Consider the following 19,975-nt stretch of genomic DNA (forward strand, 5'->3'; position numbering starts at 1 on the left):
ATTATCTAATTTTCAATGTTACAATAGTAAGAATGGCCAATATGATTCCTACAATAACAAAACGTGTTACGATTTTTGCTTCGTGATACCCCTTCTTCTGAAAATGGTGATGTAATGGCGACATCAGGAAGATCCTTCTGCCCTCACCATATTTCTTTTTCGTGTATTTGAAATACGACACTTGAAGAATAACCGAAAGGTTTTCCAAAAGAAATACACCACACAAGATCGGAATCAACAATTCTTTCCGGATCAGGATAGCGAAAGCAGCAATAATACCTCCTATAGCCAAACTTCCCGTATCACCCATAAAAACTTGAGCAGGAAATGTATTATACCATAAGAAACCAACGCAAGCCCCTACAAATGCTCCGGCGAAAATCACGAGTTCTCCCGAATTAGGGATATACATGATATTGAGATAATCTGAAAAAATCACGTTACCAGACACATACGCTAGAATCGCTAGCGTGACACCGATTATAGCTGAAGTACTCGTGGCCAAACCATCAATACCATCCGTTATATTCGCACCGTTTGACACAGCCGTCACGATGAAGATTACCACAACTAAAAAAACAAAAAAAGTTAAATAGTCACTCTGCAATCCAAACATCTTAAACACCTTGGCATAATCAAACTCGTTGTTTTTATAAAAAGGTATATTTGTCTTCGAGGATTTGACGTTTTCTGCATAGGTCTTCTCACCAGTACCTTCGTTGATAACCACTTCAACGGGTTTGGTGGAAGTAGGTTTATCTACTCCTTTTCGAACAACAATATCAGGATGAAAGTACATCGTACAAGCAATAATCGCTCCCAATCCAACTTGTCCAACAACCTTAAACTTACCGGCCAGACCTTCTTTATTATTTTTAAAAACCTTGATATAATCATCCAAAAAACCAATTGCTCCCATCCATAATGTGGTTACTATCATGATAATTACATAGATATTCGTCAATTTTGCAAATAATAAAGTGGGAATAAGAATACCTGCGATAATGATAATACCACCCATAGTCGGTGTACCAGCTTTCTTTTTTTCTCCTTCCAGTCCCAAATCACGAATTGTTTCTCCAACTTGCTTATTATGTAAGAATTGAATCAATTTCCCCCCAAAAACCGTGGTAATGATCAATGAAACAATTACAGCCATAGATGTCCGGAAGGAGATGTACTGAAACAAACCTCCTCCTGGTATATGAATGTATTCACTAAGCCACGTAAAAAGATGGTACAACATATTTCTATTTTTCGTTAAATGTATTCTCTAAAACTTCCTTATCATCGAAATGATGCTTCACACCATTTATATCTTGATACTTCTCATGTCCTTTTCCCGCCACCAGGATAATATCGCCCGGATTCGCCAGCTGATAAGCCACCCTTATCGCTTCCTTACGATCCGCTATAGAAAGCGTCTTCGCCTTTTGATCTGATGCCACACCAGCTTCGATATCTCTAATAATCTGATAAGGATCTTCCGTCCGCGGATTATCAGATGTAATTAAAAAACGGTCACTATAACGCAGAGCCGCCTCTGCCATTTCAGGTCTTTTGGTCTTATCCCGATCGCCACCGCATCCTAACACCGTAATGATTTTTTGCTCTGGACGTCTCAAGGCGCTGATCGTTTTGAGTACATTTTCCACAGCATCAGGCGTGTGTGCATAGTCTACAATTCCAAAAATACCCGTAGCCGATTTCAGTGTTTCAAATCTTCCTTCTGCCCCTTTCAACGTACTGAGTGCAGTCAACACTTTCACCGTTTCCTGCTCAAGTAAGATCGCAGCAGTATATACCGCCAAAAGATTGTATGCATTAAAATCACCGGTCAATTTTACCCACACTTCCTGTCCGTCAACACTCATCAGCATACCATCGAAATGGCTTTCAATAACTTTTGCTTTAAAATCCGCACCTGAACGTAAGCCGTAGCTTTTCCGATGTGCCACCGTATTTTGAAGCATGACCTGACCGTTTCGATCATCCGCATTGGTCAAAGCAAAAGCATTTGCATCTAAATCGTCAAAAAACTTCTTCTTTGCTTTAATATAATGATCGAACGTTCCATGAAAATCCAGGTGATCATGCGTAATATTCGTGAATATAGCACCCGCAAACACTAAACCTGCGATACGTTCCTGAACTACAGCGTGTGAGCTAACCTCCATAAAGGCATAATCACAGCCATCATTAACCATATCATGCAGCAACTGATTCAGTTGAATAGGATCTGGGGTGGTATGCGTTGCAGGTATAATCTTTGTTCCAATCTGATTTTGCACGGTAGATAAAAGCCCCACATGGTACCCCAATTCAGTAAACAACTGAAACAACAAGGTAGCAACTGTCGTTTTACCATTTGTGCCCGTGACACCGACCAGCTTGAGTTGTTCCGAAGGATTTCCGTAAAAATTAGCTGCGGCTACACCTAATGCATAAGCAGAATCGGCGACTAAAATATACGCTACAGAGTCTAATATATCATTTGGCAACTCCTCGACAATAACGGCTCTTGCTCCCGAAGTAATTGCCTTGTCTATATATAAGTGACCATCTGTCTGAACACCACGCACTGCGATAAACAAACTTCCCAACTCCACTTTTCTGGAATCAAAGCACAAAGAGTGCACATCAACCTCTTCAAGGTTTCCTACAACCTGTTGTACAGGGATAGCATGCAATACTTTTTTTAAATCCATCATTACTTAAGTTCTAAATTTATCGCCGTCCCAAAAGGCAGTTTCTGCCCAGCTACGAGTGACTGTATTCCCACTCTCCCTTTTCCAGTCACGTGTGCTTTAAAGCCTGCGTTTTCTACCACATATAGGGCATCCATCAATCCCATTCCAACAACATTCGGAACAATTCCTTCTCTATATTTCAAGTCTACAAACGGCACTCCCCGCGTAGATGTATCCACTTCTCCCCGCGCAATTGTATCCCAATTCACCGTATTAATTCCCAACCTATCGTACACTTTTTTACTCGCTTCTCTCGACCCTTGTAAAGTCAACGGCATTCTTCCACCTACATTGACCGCTTTAAACGTCTTTTTTCCTTTCATCTCCATATCGTTCGCGTACACCATATCGGCAAGCTCTTTAAATACAGGCCCTGCAACTGATCCACCATAATATCCATTTCTCGGGTTACGGATCACCACAATAATGGAATATTTCGGATCCTCAGCTGGAAAGTACCCTGCAAAGGAAGATTGGTAGCGTCGTGCACCATATCCTCTCGAACCATCTGCCATCTGGGCAGTACCAGTTTTTCCACCAGAACTATACAGCGGGCTCGCTACGCTTTTACCTGTCCCTTCAGTCATCACCCCTTCCATCATTCCCCTCACTTCTGATAAAGCATGGTCTGAAGCTATCTTTTCATTGAGGACTTTAGCCTTAAACGTTTGAATCGTATTCCCCAAATGCCGAATTTCCTTAACAAAAAGTGGCGCTATCAATTTACCGTTATTTGCAACAGCATTATAAAATGTCAACGTTTGCAACGGGGTAATCTTCATTTCATAGCCATAAGCCATCTGCACCAAAGACAATCCACTCCAGCTCTTGCTCTTCGACGATTTTACCAGAGGTACTCCTTCTCCCGGAATCTGCAGACCTAGTGTTTTCCCGAAACCGAAAGAATGCAGCTTCGAGGTAAATTGGTCTGGATTATCTTTATACGCTTGGTAAACAAATTTAGTAACCCCCACATTCGACGATTCCTCAAAAGCTCTTTTAGCCGAAATTACCGACTTCTTGGGCGCATGTGAATCACGAATGGTATGTTTGTAAATTGGCCAGTTACCATTACCAATATTTACAGTTGTACTCGAGTCAATTTTTTTATCATCAATCAAAGCTAGATAAGAAGCTAGCTTAAACGTTGACCCCGGATCTGCACTTTGCGCAATGGCAAGATTGAACTTTTCACGATAGACCCCATCTTTATCGCGCATAAAGTTGGCCACCGCACGCACCTCCCCTGTTTTCACCTCCATCATCACAACACAACCTTCATCTGCATTACTCGTAATCATCTGCTTCTCTAGCGCCCTTTGCGCCATATCTTGCATATTTACATCAATGGTAGAGATAATATCAGACCCATCAACTGGAGCAACTTCGATATCTTTGTTAACAGGAATCCATACACCTCCTGCGATGCGCTGCATCAATCTTTTCCCACTTTTTCCGTCGATATATTCTCCATATGCACCTTCCAGTCCAACATGAATATTTTCTTTCACGTTTTTATAACCGATGGTTCTAGCAGCAAGATTGACAAAAGGCAAAATACGTTTGTTTTGGCGATCTGTAATCAAACAACTTGGAAAACGCTCCTTATTGACGCGAGCAGATTTAAGCAGTGGAAATTGCTTTACTCTTTTCAAATCCTGATGCGATACATTACGTTTAAGCAGCAAATAGCGTTGCTTTTTATTCCGTGCTTGTTTTAATAATGTCAAATACTGCCGAGATGATTTATCTTTAAAGAAATCAGCAAGCTTAATCGCCAAGGAGTCAACTTTTAAGTTGAAATACTCTTCATCCTCTTCTGGAATAGCCATGGCGTCGAAACGAAGCTCATACTCAGGCACTGAAGTAGCCAGCAAACTCCCGTCGTTTGAATAAATATTCCCACGAGCAGCTTCCACCTCCCGTTCCTGAATAGAAAGGCTATCCGCTAGAGCTTTCCAATGCTGTCCATCGACATACTGCAACTTTGCCATTTTTCCAAACACCAAAAACGCAAGCAACACGATAAGCCCAAAAGCAAAGTAGACACGAACAAGAATCGTATTTCTGATACTCATAACTCTTCCTATTTATCTTCTTTATTCTCTATAACTTCGATCTTGATCGGTGGTTCCACTCGCTCTTTCAAACCCAAAGAATCTACACGCTTAGCAATTTCTGTTTGTGTAGACATTTTCATCAGTTCAGCGGAAAGAGACTTATGATCCCACCCCAATTCTTTCACCTCTTTACTCACTTTATCGATACTCCGAATAGTTCGCTCGGCAAAATGACGATTGGAAATATACAACATCATCAGAAAGGCTATAAACGCTCCAAATGGCAAGTAATGCAATATTCTGTTTAACGATAGGTCTCCAACGGTAAAAAGCGTTTTAATAAACGCTTCTGTTTGTTCGGCCTTTTCTTCGACAGTTTCTTGCAGTTCCTCTTGAACCTCTTCGCTCAACTCTTTCTGTCTTATGGTATTTCTGCTCATCCTCTCGCTCCATTTTTAAGACACACCCAACTTTTCAGCAATACGCAGTTTCGCACTGCGCGATCTATTATTTAAAGCCAGCTCCTCCGCAGAAGCCGTAATCGCTTTACGGCTAACCACAAGAAATGGCTTAATTTCATTTCCAAAAAAATCTTTCTCAACCTCTCCTTTAAACTTACCTTTAGCCATAAAATTTTTAACCAAACGATCCTCCAAAGAATGATAGGACATCACCGCCAATCGACCTTCAACATGTAGCACATCAACTGTTTGCAACAAAAATTCCTGTAAGGCTTCCAGCTCGCGATTCACTTCTATACGAAGCGCCTGAAAAACCTGCGCATGATACTTATGTTCTTTACCTTTCGGAACCATCCGTTGAATTACCTCTTTCAATTCGGCAACAGTCTGGATCGGTTGCGCTAAACGCGCAGTAACAATTGTTTTTGCAAGCGACTTAGCATTCATGATTTCACCATACATCCCAAAAATGCGGTGAAGATCCTCCTCCGAATAGGTCGCCAAAAGCGACTTCGCATCTAAATCACCAACTTGATCCATACGCATATCCAGATCCGCGTCAAAGCGAATAGAAAACCCACGATCAGCCGCATCAAATTGATGCGAAGAAACACCTAAATCTGCCAAAATCCCGTCTACTGAACGCACACCTTCCAAACGAAGACTATTTTTTAAAAACCTAAAGTTCTGATGTATCAATGTAAAGCGAGGGTCGTCGATCGCATTCTTCAATGCATCCGGATCCTGATCAAAAGCAAATAACTTCCCTTCTGGCCCCAATCTCTTTAAAATCTCTCGAGAATGACCACCACCACCAAAAGTCACATCCACATATATGCCATTCGGCTTAATCGCCAAAGCATCCATGCACTCTTGTAACATAACCGGAACATGATAGACATTTTCCATACGCTTATAGTCCAAAATTAATATCCCCCATTACCTCTGCCGCCAAAGATGATATATCCTCTACTCCGCCATCACCCATCAATTCCTCATATCCTTCTTTTGACCAAACCTCAATCTTATTAAACTGACAAGCCAAAACCAATTCAGTGCTTATGCCAGCAAATTCCAACAAACTTTTTGGTAACAAAACACGCCCCGCAGCATCCAACGTTAATTCCGTAGCGCCACGCGTAAAAGCACGCACAAACGCCCGTACTTTAGGATCGAATTGATTCAATTTCGCCAGCTTAGCCGTCATCAAATCCCACTCTTCTCTTGGATAAAATACCAGATGTTTCTCAAAACCGCGATTCACAACAAGACCATCCCGCTCTACATGAGGCATTTGCCTCTTGAGCGCAGCTGGCAACACCATCCTTCCTTTGGCGTCTAGCTTGCATTCGAATTCTCCGATCAACTGAGTCATATCGTCAATTATCCTATTCTAATTTAAATGTAAAAGTATACACTTTCTCCCACTTTCCCCCACTTTATAACATAAAAAAGTTTTCCACATCAATAAATAGCTACAACAGACAAAATCTTCTTTGAAAGAAAAATGCTGCAAAACCTAATTTACAAGCAGTTAAATCCATATTAACTTATAAATACCCCATGTTATAGCACAGTTTATTGTCCATACTTTTCTCTAATAAATTTGAAATGAATTGTAAAAATCTTGGGCCTATCCACTTAATTTCGACCATTTTTTTAGTAAAAGAAGATAAAGTGGGAGCCATAAAAAAGACGAAAGAGCATTGTGGAAGAAAGTGGGAGGAGGCTATTCAAATAACCCAAGCAGAATTCGTTATTGTCGAGTAAAACCAATAATTTTGCGTCAAATATAATTTTCATAACGATATGCACAGAACACACACTTGTGGCGAATTGACACTAGCTGACTTAGGGAAGACGGTTACCCTAAGTGGATGGGTTCAAAAATCCCGCGATTTAGGCGGTATGACTTTCATCGATGTTAGAGACCGATATGGTATCACACAATTAACGTTCAATGCAGATGATGATGCGTCTTTACGCGCCAGTGCCCGCGAACTCGGAAGAGAATATGTCATCAAGGTAACTGGAGAGGTTATCGAACGCTCTAATAAAAATGCTAAAATCCCCACTGGAGATATTGAAATCAAGGTTTTAAATCTTGAAATACTAAATGCCGCAAAATTACCCCCATTTACAATAGAAGATGAAACAGATGGTGGCGATGATATTCGAATGAAGTATAGATACTTGGATTTACGCCGTAACCCCGTGCGCGAAAACCTTATTTTACGCCATAAAACTTCACAAGAAATTCGCCGTTATCTTGACTCCCAAAATTTTTTGGAAGTTGAAACCCCTTATCTAATTAAATCAACTCCAGAGGGAGCACGTGATTTTGTAGTCCCTTCTCGGATGAATCCAGGAGAGTTTTATGCGTTACCACAATCACCTCAAACCTTTAAGCAACTCTTGATGGTCTCAGGTTTTGACCGCTATTTTCAGATTGTAAAATGCTTCCGTGATGAAGATCTACGTGCAGATCGCCAACCAGAATTTACACAAATAGATTGCGAAATGTCGTTTGTGGAGCAAGAAGATGTTCTAAATATCTTCGAAGGGCTTGCAAAACACATATTCAAAACAATCAAGGGGATCGACCTAGGTACTGTTCCCCGTATGACTTACGCAGACGCGATGCGTCTCTACGGATCCGACAAACCGGATATCCGTTTCGGAATGCAGTTTGTCGAACTAAACGATGTTGCCAAAGGAAAAGGTTTCCCCGTATTTGATGCCGCGGAATTAGTGGTGGGAATAAATGCTGAAAACTGTGCTCATTACACCAGAAAACAATTGGATGCACTGACAGATTTCATCAAACGTCCACAAATCGGCGCAACCGGATTGGTCTATGCGCGTGTTAATGAAGATGGTTCAGTCAAGTCCTCTGTGGATAAATTCTTCACCCCAGAACAACTTAGTGCAATCGCGACAGCGTTCCACGCGAAACCGGGCGATCTTTTACTAATTATGGCAGGAGGAACAGATAAAGTTCGCAAACAACTCAATGAATTACGCCTTGAAGTTGCGTCACAACTCGGTTTTCGTAACAAAGAAACCTTTGCTCCATTATGGGTCGTTGACTTCCCGCTATTGGAATGGGACGAAGAAAACGGTCGTTACCACGCCATGCACCACCCGTTCACTTCACCAAAACCGGAAGATATACCGCTTTTAGATACCAACCCCGGAGAAGTAAGGGCAAATGCTTATGACTTTGTATTAAATGGCGTAGAAGTAGGTGGTGGTTCAATCCGTATCCACGACAGAGAACTTCAATCGCTCATGTTCAAACATTTAGGATTCAGCTCCGAAGATGCAAAAAAACAATTTGGATTCTTAATGGAGGCCTTTACATTTGGTGCTCCCCCACATGGCGGATTGGCTTTTGGCTTTGACCGACTAGTATCCTTATTGGCAGGCTTAGACTCTATCCGCGACGTCATCGCCTTCCCAAAAAATAATTCGGGAAGAGATGTTATGATTGACGCTCCGTCAACCATTCACCAAGAGCAGCTGGATGAACTCAACTTAAATATTGCGATAAATTCATAAATTATGTAACTCGGTTTTCGAGAAACAATTTATTAACAGTATATTTAAAAGTTGGTAATTTTTACCAACTTTTTTTGTGAAAAATTAGCAGATTAGATGGCAGAGAGTACCGCTAATGCATTTATTGAGGAAAGTGCACGAAAAGCATTTGATACCAAACACCGCGATATTATCAATTACAATATCGACAAATACAGCATGGCTTTCGAAAAAGGCAAGAGCAAATTTGCAAATCTTGAAAATAGCAAGATAAAAGCCAATTTGATCAAGTGGAAGGTTATGGAAAATCTCGACCATTATCTGTTGCAGTTTGAAGCAAATTTCACTGCACGAGGTGGAAAAGTCATCTGGGCAAACGACGCCACAGAAGCACTGGAAGAGATCTATACAATTATTCAGCGTAAAAAGGCAAAGTCTGTAGTCAAGTCCAAATCGATGGCAACAGAAGAGATTGAGCTCAATCATTTTCTGGCTTCCAAAAATATTGATGCAATAGAAACCGATCTAGGGGAATATATTATTCAGCTGCTCGATCAAAAACCCTATCATTTTGTTACCCCAGCCATGCACTTGAGCCTGGAAGATATTGCCAAGCTTTTTCATGAGAAATTTGATACCCCATTAGATGCTTCCGCAGAACAACTGACGATGAAAGCGCGTGAATTACTTCGTGATCGCTACTTATCAGCTGAAGTCGGAATTACTGGGGCCAATTTTCTGATTGCTGAAACTGGCAGCCTAGCGATTACCGAAAATGAAGGAAATGCCCGATTGACATCGACGTTCCCCAAAACACATATCGCTGTAGTTGGAATAGAGAAAATAATACCCAACTTACAGGACTTAGACCTATTTTGGCCGCTTTTATCTACACACGGTACTGGTCAGAATTTAACGGTTTACAATACACTACTTACAGGGCCTAAACAAGCTTACGAATCCGACGGTCCCGAAGAGATGTATGTCATTCTGCTAGACAATGGCCGAAGCAAACTGCTTGCTGAAAAAGAACAGCGTCAAGGCTTGTATTGCATCCGTTGCGGAGCCTGCCTCAATGTATGCCCAATCTATCAGAACATCGGCGGCCATACTTATGAAACAACTTATCAAGGCCCAATTGGATCGCTCATATCGCCGCATCTAAATGGAATGAAGGAATTTAAACACCTGAGCTACGCGTCTACACTCTGTGGAAAATGTACTGAGGTCTGTCCGGTTGGTATTGACATACAACGCATGCTCCTTGTGAACAGAAAAGATTCAGTTGATCAAGGTCTAGCTTCAAAAACGGAGGAAAAAGCTTGGCAGTGGTTCACTTATGGAATTATGCGAAGAAAATTGGTCGATTTTTTCGGTGGAAAATTCAAAAATTTTTTCATCCGAAAACTCTTTCAGAAAACTTGGGGTGATCAACGGGAGTTACCAAAATTGGCTGACAAATCGTTCTCCAAACAGTGGAAAGAACATCAAAAAAATAAAGAATAATAAAACAAGAAAGAGGGAACCGATGGTTCCCTCCTCTACTAACACTCACCAATATTTAATATGAAAACTAACCTTTTTTAATGTTTATGATGCTTTTACATCGGCGTCATTTGTTTTATTCACTTCTCCTTTTCTAAAGTCTTTTCTTTTGAGCTGTCTGTCTTTTTTCCAATGCTCTTTGTGCATTTTTCGATTTTCAGCATAAGAATCTTTTAACGTTTTTTGCTGCTCTGGGGTTAACATTCCCATCATTTTTTCATGCTCCGCCAAACGTTGCTTTCTCATTTTTGCACGATGTTCCTTCCGTTCAGCGGCCATTTTCTGATGATCCTGTGCTTGCTTCAAATTAAAGGCATAGATATCTTTACGCTGTTTATCTGTAAATTTTAGCTTCTGATCCATGCGATCAGTTTTCATCTTAGCTACTTCCTCAGGAGTTTTATTTTTAAAACCATCTTGCATCCTTCCACCTCTATGTTTATGCAATGAAGTTTGCATTTCTTTTAATTCTGGTTTAACATCTTTTTTTTCTTGAGCGAAACCGGCTAACATCAATCCAGATAGAGCCAAACTTAACATCAATTTTTTCATTTCTTTATTTTTTTTAAAACCAACAATCATTTTTTTAATAAGTACTCTTTTTCAACTTATTTATTAGTAAGAGCGATATCGGCTATCAAAAGTTTAATTGATGATTTGTTAAATAAAGTTAAGAAAAGCTTATTGGCTTACAGCACTTAAACGGATCGGTAACGTATACGCCACACGTACTTTAAGTCCATTCTGTACCCCAGGCTTCCATTTTTTCGCCTTCTTCAATAAGTTTATAGCAGCCTCCCCAGTACCAAATTTCATGTCACGTTTGACAACAATATCTGTTAATGACCCATCTTTCTCAACGACAAAAGAAACCTCTATAATACCAGATACCCCCTGATCTAAAGCCTCTTGCGGAAAGCTATAATTCTCGGCAATCCATTTCATAAACGCGGGTAACCCTCCTATAGGTATTGGCATAATCTCCACCGATGTAAATGTATTGTTAGCATCACCATTGGTTCCACCGCTGGATACCGAACCAATCCCGTAGCCAGTAATATCACCATCTCTTTTCGAAGAACCAAATTCACCGCGCGCAATGTACGTTCCTGATGGACTTGCTTTCAATGTAATCCTTGAAGTCATTGTATTGGGATTCTTCAGCTCATCCTGACGCACAAGTTCTTCCGTAACTTGATTGGCTTTGGCCACTTTTATATCAGGCATTCTCACCAGATCAAATTTGGATACATCTTGGGCAACCTGCTGCGGGGCTTTCTCATGCATCGTTACCGCTTCTTCAGGAACCGCCTCTTTTTCCTCTACCTTTTTTTGAATTTCTTCCAGCATGTCGGGTCCGATATCTTTTACCGTATAAATCACGGCTGGAACAGTTTGCTTAAAATATGTATTATAGGCATAGGATCCTCCTATCAGCAAAACTGCAAAAGAAACAACAATTCCTAAACCTACATTTGTTGCTTTATCAGAGAGATTTCGCAACTCGTAAGCACCATACATTTTGTTACGACCAGCAAAAATAACGTCCAGCCATTCTTTGCGGTAGATATTCAATTTAGAGTTCATCATAACATTAAAGTTTAAATCTTTTCATTATGATGCGCGAAAGCCTTATATTTCACAAAAAAAATATAGATGCTTATGAAGTCATTTTTTTTAGCTATTTTTCTACTTACATTATATGCTTGTGGCAACAATCAACATCAATCCAAGACTGCAGTTAAGCATGAAAATACGGAAGAAAGAATTTCACCCTATTTTGGTTTTTTAAACCAGCAGAGGGACTCACTTATCGCTCTTCCGATGGATCAAGCAATGGAAAGTCCCGAAAAATATAATTATGTTATTGTAGAAAACCAAGTCAGCCCCCTTGAGTTTGTTCAAAATAAAACAGATAGTAAGGAGAGCAACGGTAGACAGACCGCACAGAACTTTGCAAATAGTGAAGGTTCATTATTTAAAATTAGCGCTGCAATTAAATCCGGCGAATTTGGTATGCTTGTCAACAAAGCTTTTATAGATCAGTATAAGATCGAGAAGTTTACACAAGTTCAAAGAGAAACTTCCCCAAATATTAGGGAGCAACTTGAAAAAAAATACAACAGAAAGATTAACAAAAGTACAACTGTTGCCACCCTTAGCGACGAGTCCGAGTTTAACCTTACCGTGTTTGAAAATCAACAAGACTCTGCTTTAGCTGTATTTTCCTACGCAAAGGATGAACAGCTGATCAATTTGGATTTCCCGGCTTTATACGATGATATCAGCACTTGGCGTGTTGATGACGGCGGTCAGTTTGATAACGAGGCTTTTCAAATACTAACAGTATTGCGCTCTAAGCAAGGAATTGGTTTTATCAGTATCTTTTGGGGAGCTGAAGGTTATGAACTGAATTTCTACCAGCCTAAGAAAAACGTATTTACTTCGGCGGCACAAGCCTATGGATATAGCTCGCCATTGTAAACTAGTAACTCTGCTAAGTTTCCCAAGCACAACGAAATTGCCGTGGGAAACTTGAAAAACCTACTTGATTATAGATGCATTCTAGCCATAGGAGCCACATCCTGACCCACAAAATCTTTCTTTAAAAATTTATGGTAACCCGCAATCGCAATCATCGCTGCATTATCAGTACAATATTCAAATTTTGGTATGAAGACCCTCCAATTGTATTTTTCACCCATTTCAATCAAGCTGTGTCGGAGACCAGAATTAGCCGAAACGCCACCTGCGATAGCGATATCCTTTACACCAATTTCCTTTGCCACTTTCTTTAATTTATTCAACAGAATAGATACAATACGCGATTGTACACTGGCACACAAGTCGGCTATATTGTCTGTCAGAAAATCTGGATTCAGCTTCAATTGGTCTTGAACCAAATAGAGTATTGCGGTTTTCAATCCTGAAAAACTAAAATTTAAACCAGGGATCTGTGGTTCAGGAAGCCTATAAGCGTTCGGATTTCCATCTTTAGCATATTTATCTATAAGCGGTCCACCCGGATAAGGAAGATTTAAGATTTTAGCTGTCTTATCAAAAGCCTCCCCCGCTGCGTCATCCAACGTCTCCCCCAAAAGTTCCATTTCAAAATAATCTTTCACCAATACAATTTGTGTATGACCACCGGAAACTGTAAGACATAAAAAAGGAAAGTTTGGCTTCGGATCTTCAATAAAATGAGCTAAAATATGCGCCTGCATATGGTTTATATCAATTAAGGGTATATTTTGCGCTAGTGCAAATGACTTAGCAAAAGACGTTCCTACCAAAAGTGCACCTAATAATCCCGGCCCACGTGTAAAACTCACTGCATCTATTTGATTTTTGCTTACTTTTGCTTGGCGAATGGCTTCGTCCACTGTTGGAATAATATTTTGTTGATGAGCGCGAGAGGCCAACTCGGGAACTACTCCACCATATTTTGCGTGGATTGCCTGAGTGGCGATAACATTTGAGCGGATTTCACCGTTTATACAAATAGAAGCGGAGGTTTCATCACAAGAGGACTCGATCCCTAAAATAATAGCCATAGCTGGAGGTAATAAATTTTAATACAAAAGTATCAAAAAAATAATTAAAATAGTATCAATAGTCCTGGGTAGTATAGTCATTATACTGCTTGCATTGGCATTGTCCCTGCAATTGAAGCCCGTACAAAACTATGTTGCACAAAAAGCTGTAGACTATTTATCAAAGGAACTAAATACCAAAATAAGTCTCAAGAGCATCTATTTTAAGCCCTTCAAATCTATTGTCGTAGAAGATTTTCAACTCTATAGTCCGCAAGGAAAAAAAATAATACATTCAGGCAAGCTAGAAGCTAATGTCAACCTTTCTGAGTTCATTGAGTCGAACAAGATTGTAATCAATAAATTAACCATTGAAGACACTGAAGCTTCCTTCGAACAATTTCAGGACAGCAGTAATATTTCATTTTTAATTCGATATTTCAACCCACCAAAAAAAGAAAAAAAGAAAAGTTCAAAAAAACTCATCTTTGCGATCAAAGAAGTTATTATCAAAAACAATGCGTTCAACTACATTGACCACAAACGTAAGCATTACAATAAAGTGGTTGATTTTGGAGATTTAAGAATATCTAAATTAAACGCTCATCTTGATAATATTAAAATGGATTCCAATCAATTTTCAGCAGATATTAAGACATTTAACCTGCATGAAAAGAAAGGATTGGTTATTAAAGGTCTTCTTGCACGTACGACGATAAGCAATACGGCTATTGAACTCAGTGAACTGATGTTGGCAACCAACCGTTCTACATTCAAGAATTATGTCAAACTTAGCTACAACAGCTTTGACGATTTTTCGGACTTCATCAACAAAGTTCAGGTAAAACTACGTGCACGGGACTCCCGTATTCACTCTGAGGATATTGCTTTCTTTTCCTCCCCCATGCACCAGGTCAAATTTGACGTTAATATAAAACGTGCAAATCTAGAAGGAACTGTATCTTCCATCAACGCTTCACAAGTCGATTTAACAATTGGTAAGAAAACGAGTTTAACAGGTGATCTACAAATTATTGGGCTCCCTGACATCGATAAAACAGATTTCATCATTCCACAGGTAGCAATTTCATCCGAATATCAAGACTTAAATCGGGTTATTGCCGATTTAGGAAATCTAAAAAACTTTAAACTCCCGGAAATTGTTCAGCTTTTCAATAGATTTTCTTTCAAAGGAAGTCTAAATGGACTGTACAATAAATTTAAAACAAAGGGAATTTTCGCGACCGATATTGGTGATGTTACAGCAGATGGATTGCTGGATATCCAGAAAGAAACTAGATATGCAGGTAGCTTCCAATCAAAAAAATTCGATATCGGAGCGATTACAAAAGTAAAAGATTTAGGAACAACAGGGTTCAATCTACAAGTAGACGGAACAGGCACCGAACCAAAAAAGCTCGCATTAAAGATAAAGGGAAATCTGACAAATTTCAACTTCAAAAATTACAGTTACCAAGATGTACAGATTGAAGGAAATGCAGCCAAACAACTGTTCCTTGGCTCCGGAAAAATATCCGATCCAAATTTAAAATTACAGTTTACAACAGATATTGACTGGTCCGCCACCCCCAATTATCATTTAGATGCTGACATTCAGCAAGCTAATCTAAAAAAAATCAATTTCTTTCAAGGAGATTCCATCAACATTACAAATACAAAATTCCATACCAGCCTAATTGGGGATAATATCAATAACATTACCGGTGAGTTTAAATCAGACAGTGTAAGCTTCACCTCTTCGAAGGGGCAATTTGTTATACGGAACATCAACTTTCTAGCAGAAGGAGATGAAAATGCCCGATCGTTAACCTTGCAGTCGGCTATCGGACATATCGACCTCAAAGGAAGAATAGATCTTAATACGATAGTTCCCTATTTTAAAGCTTTAGCGATGCGCTATGCCCCAGCTATTGGTTTTGAGAAGGATATGTTTACCCGTCAAGACTTTGACCTCAATATTAATATTACTTATTTCAAGCCTATCGCAACGTTCTTTAAAAAAGATATCGCGCTGGACAGCGGTGCAACATTGAACGCCAAATTTGAAAGTGAAAAACAAACGGCTAATTTTAATTTTTACGCACCTGAATTAAAATACAATGGTATCCGACTCACTCACCTGATTATCGATCAAAATGCCAATTTGAGAAATATGGAACTGCAGACCTCCATTGATCGAATTAACTTTACCGACAGTACCTATATTAAAAACGTCAATATTTCAAACACGCTGGCAAACGATAGTTTACAATTCAACATCAAAATGTCGGAACTAGAGGCAAGCAACAGTCTAGATCTGAATGGAGTCATCCGTTTTGCTCATGCCAAACCTGCCTATATCAATTTCTATCCGTCGAATATCTTGATCAATAGAGAGAGCTGGCTAGTCAATAAAGATGCACAGCTGAAAATATCGAAAGGAAAATGGTACTTTGAAAAACTAACGCTAAGTCATGATAACCAAAAGGTCCACATTGACGGTATACTTTCCAATGAAGAAAGTGATCAGATCAATCTTAAATTCCAAGACTTTAACCTCACTTCGTTAAATGGTATAACCAAGCCTTACGGCATCAATCTCTCTGGGAATATGAATGGAAATATCGAAGTTAATGCTGTGTTTAAATCTCCCTTTGTGGTAGCCAATATAAAGACTTCTCCTATTCTTTATAACAATATTCCCATCGGTTCACTGGCGCTTAGTGCTAATTATGACCCCGAAAATCAACACGTGAAATTGGATAGCAAGATTGAAGAAGGTAATAAATTGATTCAGCTACAAGGTTCTTATAATCACTTAAATGAAAATAATAAGCTTAATCTTAAGGCCAAACTAGCAAATACAGATGTATTTATTTTCCAGCCATTTTTACGAAGTTTAGTATCCAATATCCAGGGAAAAGTGAACGCAAATCTTACTATTGAAGGTGACATTCTAAACCCCAAAATTACAGGCGACGGCAAATTGGAAAATGCTTCGATGATTATCAATTATCTCAAAACCCCCTATCGGCTTTCTGATAAAATTGAGCTTAATAACAATCGAATCTTTCTAAAAGGATTAAAAGTATATGATCCAAAAAACAATGTAGCGACCATTGATGGGGTTGTCGACCTCAACAAATTAAGTGACCCTGATATCGATATTACCGCAGAAGCCAAGAATTTTTTAGTATTAAATACCACAATTAAAGACAACGACATCTACTACGGAACGGCTTACGCCTCGGGCAATTTCAAGTTTAAGGGACTTACCTCAGCAATGAATATCAACATCCGTGCTAAATCCGAAGAAAATACTGTTATCAATATCCCTTTCAACAACGCGAGCACCATATCAGATACCGACTTTATTTACTTTATCGAGAAAGACTCCACAAAAATCAAGAAAACCACAAAAAAACGAGATTTCAACGGTCTGACCATGAATATGGATCTCCTAATAAACCCCAATGCAGAGATCAATTTATTCTCCAGTATGGGCGAATTATCGGGTCGGGGAAATAGCAATCTTAATATGCGAATATCCTCTTTGGGAGATTTTGAAATGTTTGGTGATTTTATCATCAACAGTGGAAAATTTAATTTCACCGCCCAAGATTATATCAATAAGATCTTTGATCTCAAAGAGGGTGGAACCGTGCGATGGGCTGGAAATCCTACAGAAGCCAATATCAATATCAACGCCATCTATCAACAAAGAACGAGCTTAGCACCGCTTTATAATGCAGCCGGACGTGAAGAAAATCCCGAACGCGTATTGGCACAGGCCGATATGATCTTAAAAGGTCAATTAAGTCAGCCTGAGATTACCTTCGACATCAATTTTCCGCAGAATCCCGGCGTAAAGGATGAGTTGCAAGGTTATTTTTCGGATGCTAACAATGTCAATCAACAAGCACTCAGTCTGATCGTGCGAAGGAGTTTTACACCCGGTACACAAACTGACTTCGGTAAAGAAGTCAACAACACTTTGCTATCTGCGGGAACTGAATTAGCATTCAACCAAATCAACAACATCATAGCCCAATCGCTTAACATCAACTTCTTTGATATTAATATCAAATCTTTAAATGATGCTTCCGCTTCGCTACGTTTATTTAATGACAGACTTGTCTTGACCGGGGGGATCTCGGATCGAAGAAGTCAAGCCCTTACGGATTTAAATGTTTTTTCAGATCGGGTTTCTACCGATGCCGAAGCGATGTTTTATTTAAGAAAAGATGGCCGTTTAGTCCTTCGGGCCTCAAATAGATTAAACACCCGGAATTTTCTTCTTAGCCCCAACGATGGCGAGTATATAAGCGCTTTTGGATTACTGTATAGACAGGAATTCAACAGCTTCTCCGAGTTCTTAAAACGGCTATTTCCATTTGGCAAGAAAACGATTACGACAGCCCCTACCGAAACAAATAAAAGCAAGGTCAATTAACCCTTTCCGTTTAATTCTTTAGGTAGTTCAACCGGTCTCTTCAAACTCAAGAAAACCTCTTTCAATTCCAACAGCCCCAACTCCCATTCCAACCGCATTGTCCCTATTCCATGAATTCATGTCGATTGCAACAGCATCGCTTTTGTATTTCAGCTCCATATAACTGCCGACTCAGGCGATTTGCGGATGATCTGAACAATAAAAACTAGTGTAAAAAAGCTGCGGCCGCGCTGCGAAGACAATAAAAAAAGTCCCTTCAGTAGATTGAAGGGACTTTTTTTTATTTAAAAATCGCTTAGGATAATTTCTCGAATTCTTTGTATTCGATTTCTTCCGGATTCAATTTAACTAAACCCTTCAAGTGATCAAATACCTTCAAAGCTTTAGCTTCTTCGAACAAACGATTACCTTGTTCGCGATCTTGCAATAATTGAATTGCAAATTGGTTTAACTGCTCATCAGAAGGCTCCTCATTGATGTTATACATCTTGATTTGCGCATAGATGCGTTCTTTCGCTAAATTGATCACCTCATCATATTTAACTTCAAGACCGTTTTCCGTAACCACACGATTTTCAATGATCGTCCATTTTAAGTTGTTTAAGAAATCGGCAAATCCTTCGTTTAATTCTTCTTCAGAAATACTTGGATTAGTTGCTTTCAACCATCTTTTTAAGAACTCTTCAGGGAACGCTACATCAACCTTTTCCATACCAAAAGTATACATGTCATTACGTAACTTTTGATCAGAATTTTGTTTGAATAAGTTTTCGACTTCTTCTCTCACTTTTTCTGTGAATTGAGCTTCTTCCGTCACTTCACCTTCAGTAAATAATTTATCGAAAAATTCTTGATTAAGATCAGCTTCCTCTAGACGGTTGATATTCTTAACAGTCAACTCAAATTTAGTGACGTCCAAAGCAGTTGCTTCCTCTTCGGTAATACCTAATATCCGTGCTAAATCTTCTGTTTTAAATGCTTTCTTAACATCAATCTTAACGACATCGTCCTTTTTAAGACCAACCAAAGATTTTTTGACCTTAGCATCTTCTACAATATCAGTACGTATAGAAGTTGTTTTCTCTAAGCCATCCTCTTTATCTTGTTTCAATGTTGCATACAATACATCACCTTCTTCAGATACTTCTGGATTAGTCATTTTTCCATAGCTACGACGCAAGTTCTTGATACGATCTGCCAATGTTTCTTCATCAGCTTTGATTTCGTAAGAAGTAAATTCAGTCTCAGCAGTGAAAGGCAATTCAAATGCCGGAGCAAGACCAATTTCATATTTAAAGTTGAAATTGTCTTTATAATCCCAGCTGTACTGCGCATCATCTTCCAAAGGAAGTGGCTGACCTAAAACTTCTAATTTATTTTCAGTAATGTAATTGGTGATTTTTTCATTCACTAATTTATTGACCTCATCAAATAAAATAGACTTACCATAAGTACGTCTGATATGTCCAACAGGAACTTGACCTGGACGGAACCCTGGCAATTTTGCTTTTTTAGCTTGCGCTTTAATCTCTTTGTCGACTTGAGGATTATAATCTTCAGGTGCTAATGCGACGTTGACTACCGCATTGATTGCATCTACATTCTCGTGTGAAATATTCATACTCTTTTTAGC

General features: G+C 39.3%; 15 protein-coding genes. 5 read left to right on the top strand and 10 right to left on the bottom strand.

All coding sequences use genetic code 11. From position 1 onward, the window contains the following. Position 1: 1 nt before the first annotated feature. The 6 genes from mraY to mraZ are packed head-to-tail and all read right to left on the bottom strand — an operon-like array spanning position 2 to position 6,646. Positions 2 to 1,246 (bottom strand): phospho-N-acetylmuramoyl-pentapeptide-transferase, encoded by a 1,245-nt coding sequence (mraY, locus tag B2107_RS11575; protein WP_293955782.1) that lies wholly within the window; start codon positions 1,244 to 1,246, stop codon positions 2 to 4. 4 nt (positions 1,247 to 1,250) lie between these two features. Continuing rightward, the gene (locus B2107_RS11580) at positions 1,251 to 2,711 is read right to left on the bottom strand and encodes a UDP-N-acetylmuramoyl-L-alanyl-D-glutamate--2,6-diaminopimelate ligase (protein ID WP_293955783.1); all 1,461 of its coding nucleotides are present in this window, start codon (positions 2,709 to 2,711) and stop codon (positions 1,251 to 1,253) included. Then, positions 2,711 to 4,828 carry a penicillin-binding protein gene (locus B2107_RS11585; protein ID WP_293955784.1) on the bottom strand — a complete coding sequence of 706 codons (2,118 nt, stop codon included), beginning with the start codon at positions 4,826 to 4,828 and terminating at the stop codon, positions 2,711 to 2,713. The genes B2107_RS11580 and B2107_RS11585 overlap by 1 nt, the downstream gene beginning before the upstream one ends. Before the next feature lie 8 nt (positions 4,829 to 4,836). After that, positions 4,837 to 5,250: an FtsL-like putative cell division protein gene (locus tag B2107_RS11590; protein WP_293955785.1), complete on the bottom strand. Its 414-nt coding sequence runs from the start codon at positions 5,248 to 5,250 to the stop codon at positions 4,837 to 4,839. Between the two features lie 15 nt (positions 5,251 to 5,265). After that, on the bottom strand, positions 5,266 to 6,180 hold the full coding sequence (gene rsmH / locus B2107_RS11595) for a 16S rRNA (cytosine(1402)-N(4))-methyltransferase RsmH (protein WP_293955786.1): 915 nt from the start codon (positions 6,178 to 6,180) through the stop codon (positions 5,266 to 5,268). 4 nt (positions 6,181 to 6,184) lie between these two features. Next, positions 6,185 to 6,646: a division/cell wall cluster transcriptional repressor MraZ gene (mraZ, locus tag B2107_RS11600; RefSeq protein WP_070564930.1), complete on the bottom strand. Its 462-nt coding sequence runs from the start codon at positions 6,644 to 6,646 to the stop codon at positions 6,185 to 6,187. Between the two features lie 236 nt (positions 6,647 to 6,882). On the opposite strand from mraZ, the gene B2107_RS11605 reads away from it, so the two are divergent. From B2107_RS11605 to B2107_RS11615, 3 genes are all read left to right on the top strand, one after another. After that, complete coding sequence (locus B2107_RS11605; RefSeq protein ID WP_293955787.1) at positions 6,883 to 7,041, top strand: hypothetical protein; 159 nt, start codon at positions 6,883 to 6,885, stop codon at positions 7,039 to 7,041. Between the two features lie 39 nt (positions 7,042 to 7,080). After that, a complete protein-coding gene (aspS, locus tag B2107_RS11610; RefSeq protein ID WP_293955788.1) occupies positions 7,081 to 8,832 on the top strand; it encodes an aspartate--tRNA ligase in 1,752 nt (583 codons plus the stop codon). A 96-nt stretch (positions 8,833 to 8,928) separates the two neighbouring features. Next, positions 8,929 to 10,317 (top strand): LutB/LldF family L-lactate oxidation iron-sulfur protein, encoded by a 1,389-nt coding sequence (locus B2107_RS11615; RefSeq protein WP_293955789.1) that lies wholly within the window; start codon positions 8,929 to 8,931, stop codon positions 10,315 to 10,317. An 84-nt stretch (positions 10,318 to 10,401) separates the two neighbouring features. Here the strand turns inward: B2107_RS11615 and B2107_RS11620 are convergent, their stop codons facing one another. Beyond that, positions 10,402 to 10,938: a hypothetical protein gene (locus tag B2107_RS11620; RefSeq protein ID WP_293955790.1), complete on the bottom strand. Its 537-nt coding sequence runs from the start codon at positions 10,936 to 10,938 to the stop codon at positions 10,402 to 10,404. A gap of 99 nt (positions 10,939 to 11,037) precedes the next feature. Beyond that, positions 11,038 to 11,946, bottom strand: a complete 909-nt coding sequence (locus tag B2107_RS11625; protein WP_293955791.1) for an energy transducer TonB — start codon at positions 11,944 to 11,946, stop codon at positions 11,038 to 11,040. Positions 11,947 to 12,018: 72 nt separating this feature from the next. Here B2107_RS11625 and B2107_RS11630 point away from each other — a divergent pair, with 72 nt between their 5' ends. After that, positions 12,019 to 12,840, top strand: coding sequence for a hypothetical protein (locus B2107_RS11630; RefSeq protein WP_293955792.1), 822 nt, complete (start codon positions 12,019 to 12,021; stop codon positions 12,838 to 12,840). A gap of 68 nt (positions 12,841 to 12,908) precedes the next feature. Here the strand turns inward: B2107_RS11630 and tsaD are convergent, their stop codons facing one another. Beyond that, positions 12,909 to 13,910, bottom strand: coding sequence for a tRNA (adenosine(37)-N6)-threonylcarbamoyltransferase complex transferase subunit TsaD (gene tsaD, locus B2107_RS11635; protein ID WP_293955793.1), 1,002 nt, complete (start codon positions 13,908 to 13,910; stop codon positions 12,909 to 12,911). A 94-nt stretch (positions 13,911 to 14,004) separates the two neighbouring features. Between tsaD and B2107_RS11640 the strand changes: the two genes are divergently transcribed. Further along, positions 14,005 to 18,342: a translocation/assembly module TamB domain-containing protein gene (locus B2107_RS11640; RefSeq protein WP_293955794.1), complete on the top strand. Its 4,338-nt coding sequence runs from the start codon at positions 14,005 to 14,007 to the stop codon at positions 18,340 to 18,342. A 295-nt stretch (positions 18,343 to 18,637) separates the two neighbouring features. Here the strand turns inward: B2107_RS11640 and B2107_RS11645 are convergent, their stop codons facing one another. Further along, positions 18,638 to 19,963, bottom strand: a complete 1,326-nt coding sequence (locus tag B2107_RS11645) for a trigger factor (RefSeq protein ID WP_293955795.1) — start codon at positions 19,961 to 19,963, stop codon at positions 18,638 to 18,640. Positions 19,964 to 19,975 lie beyond the last annotated feature (12 nt).

Source organism: Sphingobacterium sp. UBA7855, from assembly GCA_002500745.1.
Lineage (GTDB): Bacteria > Bacteroidota > Bacteroidia > Sphingobacteriales > Sphingobacteriaceae > Sphingobacterium.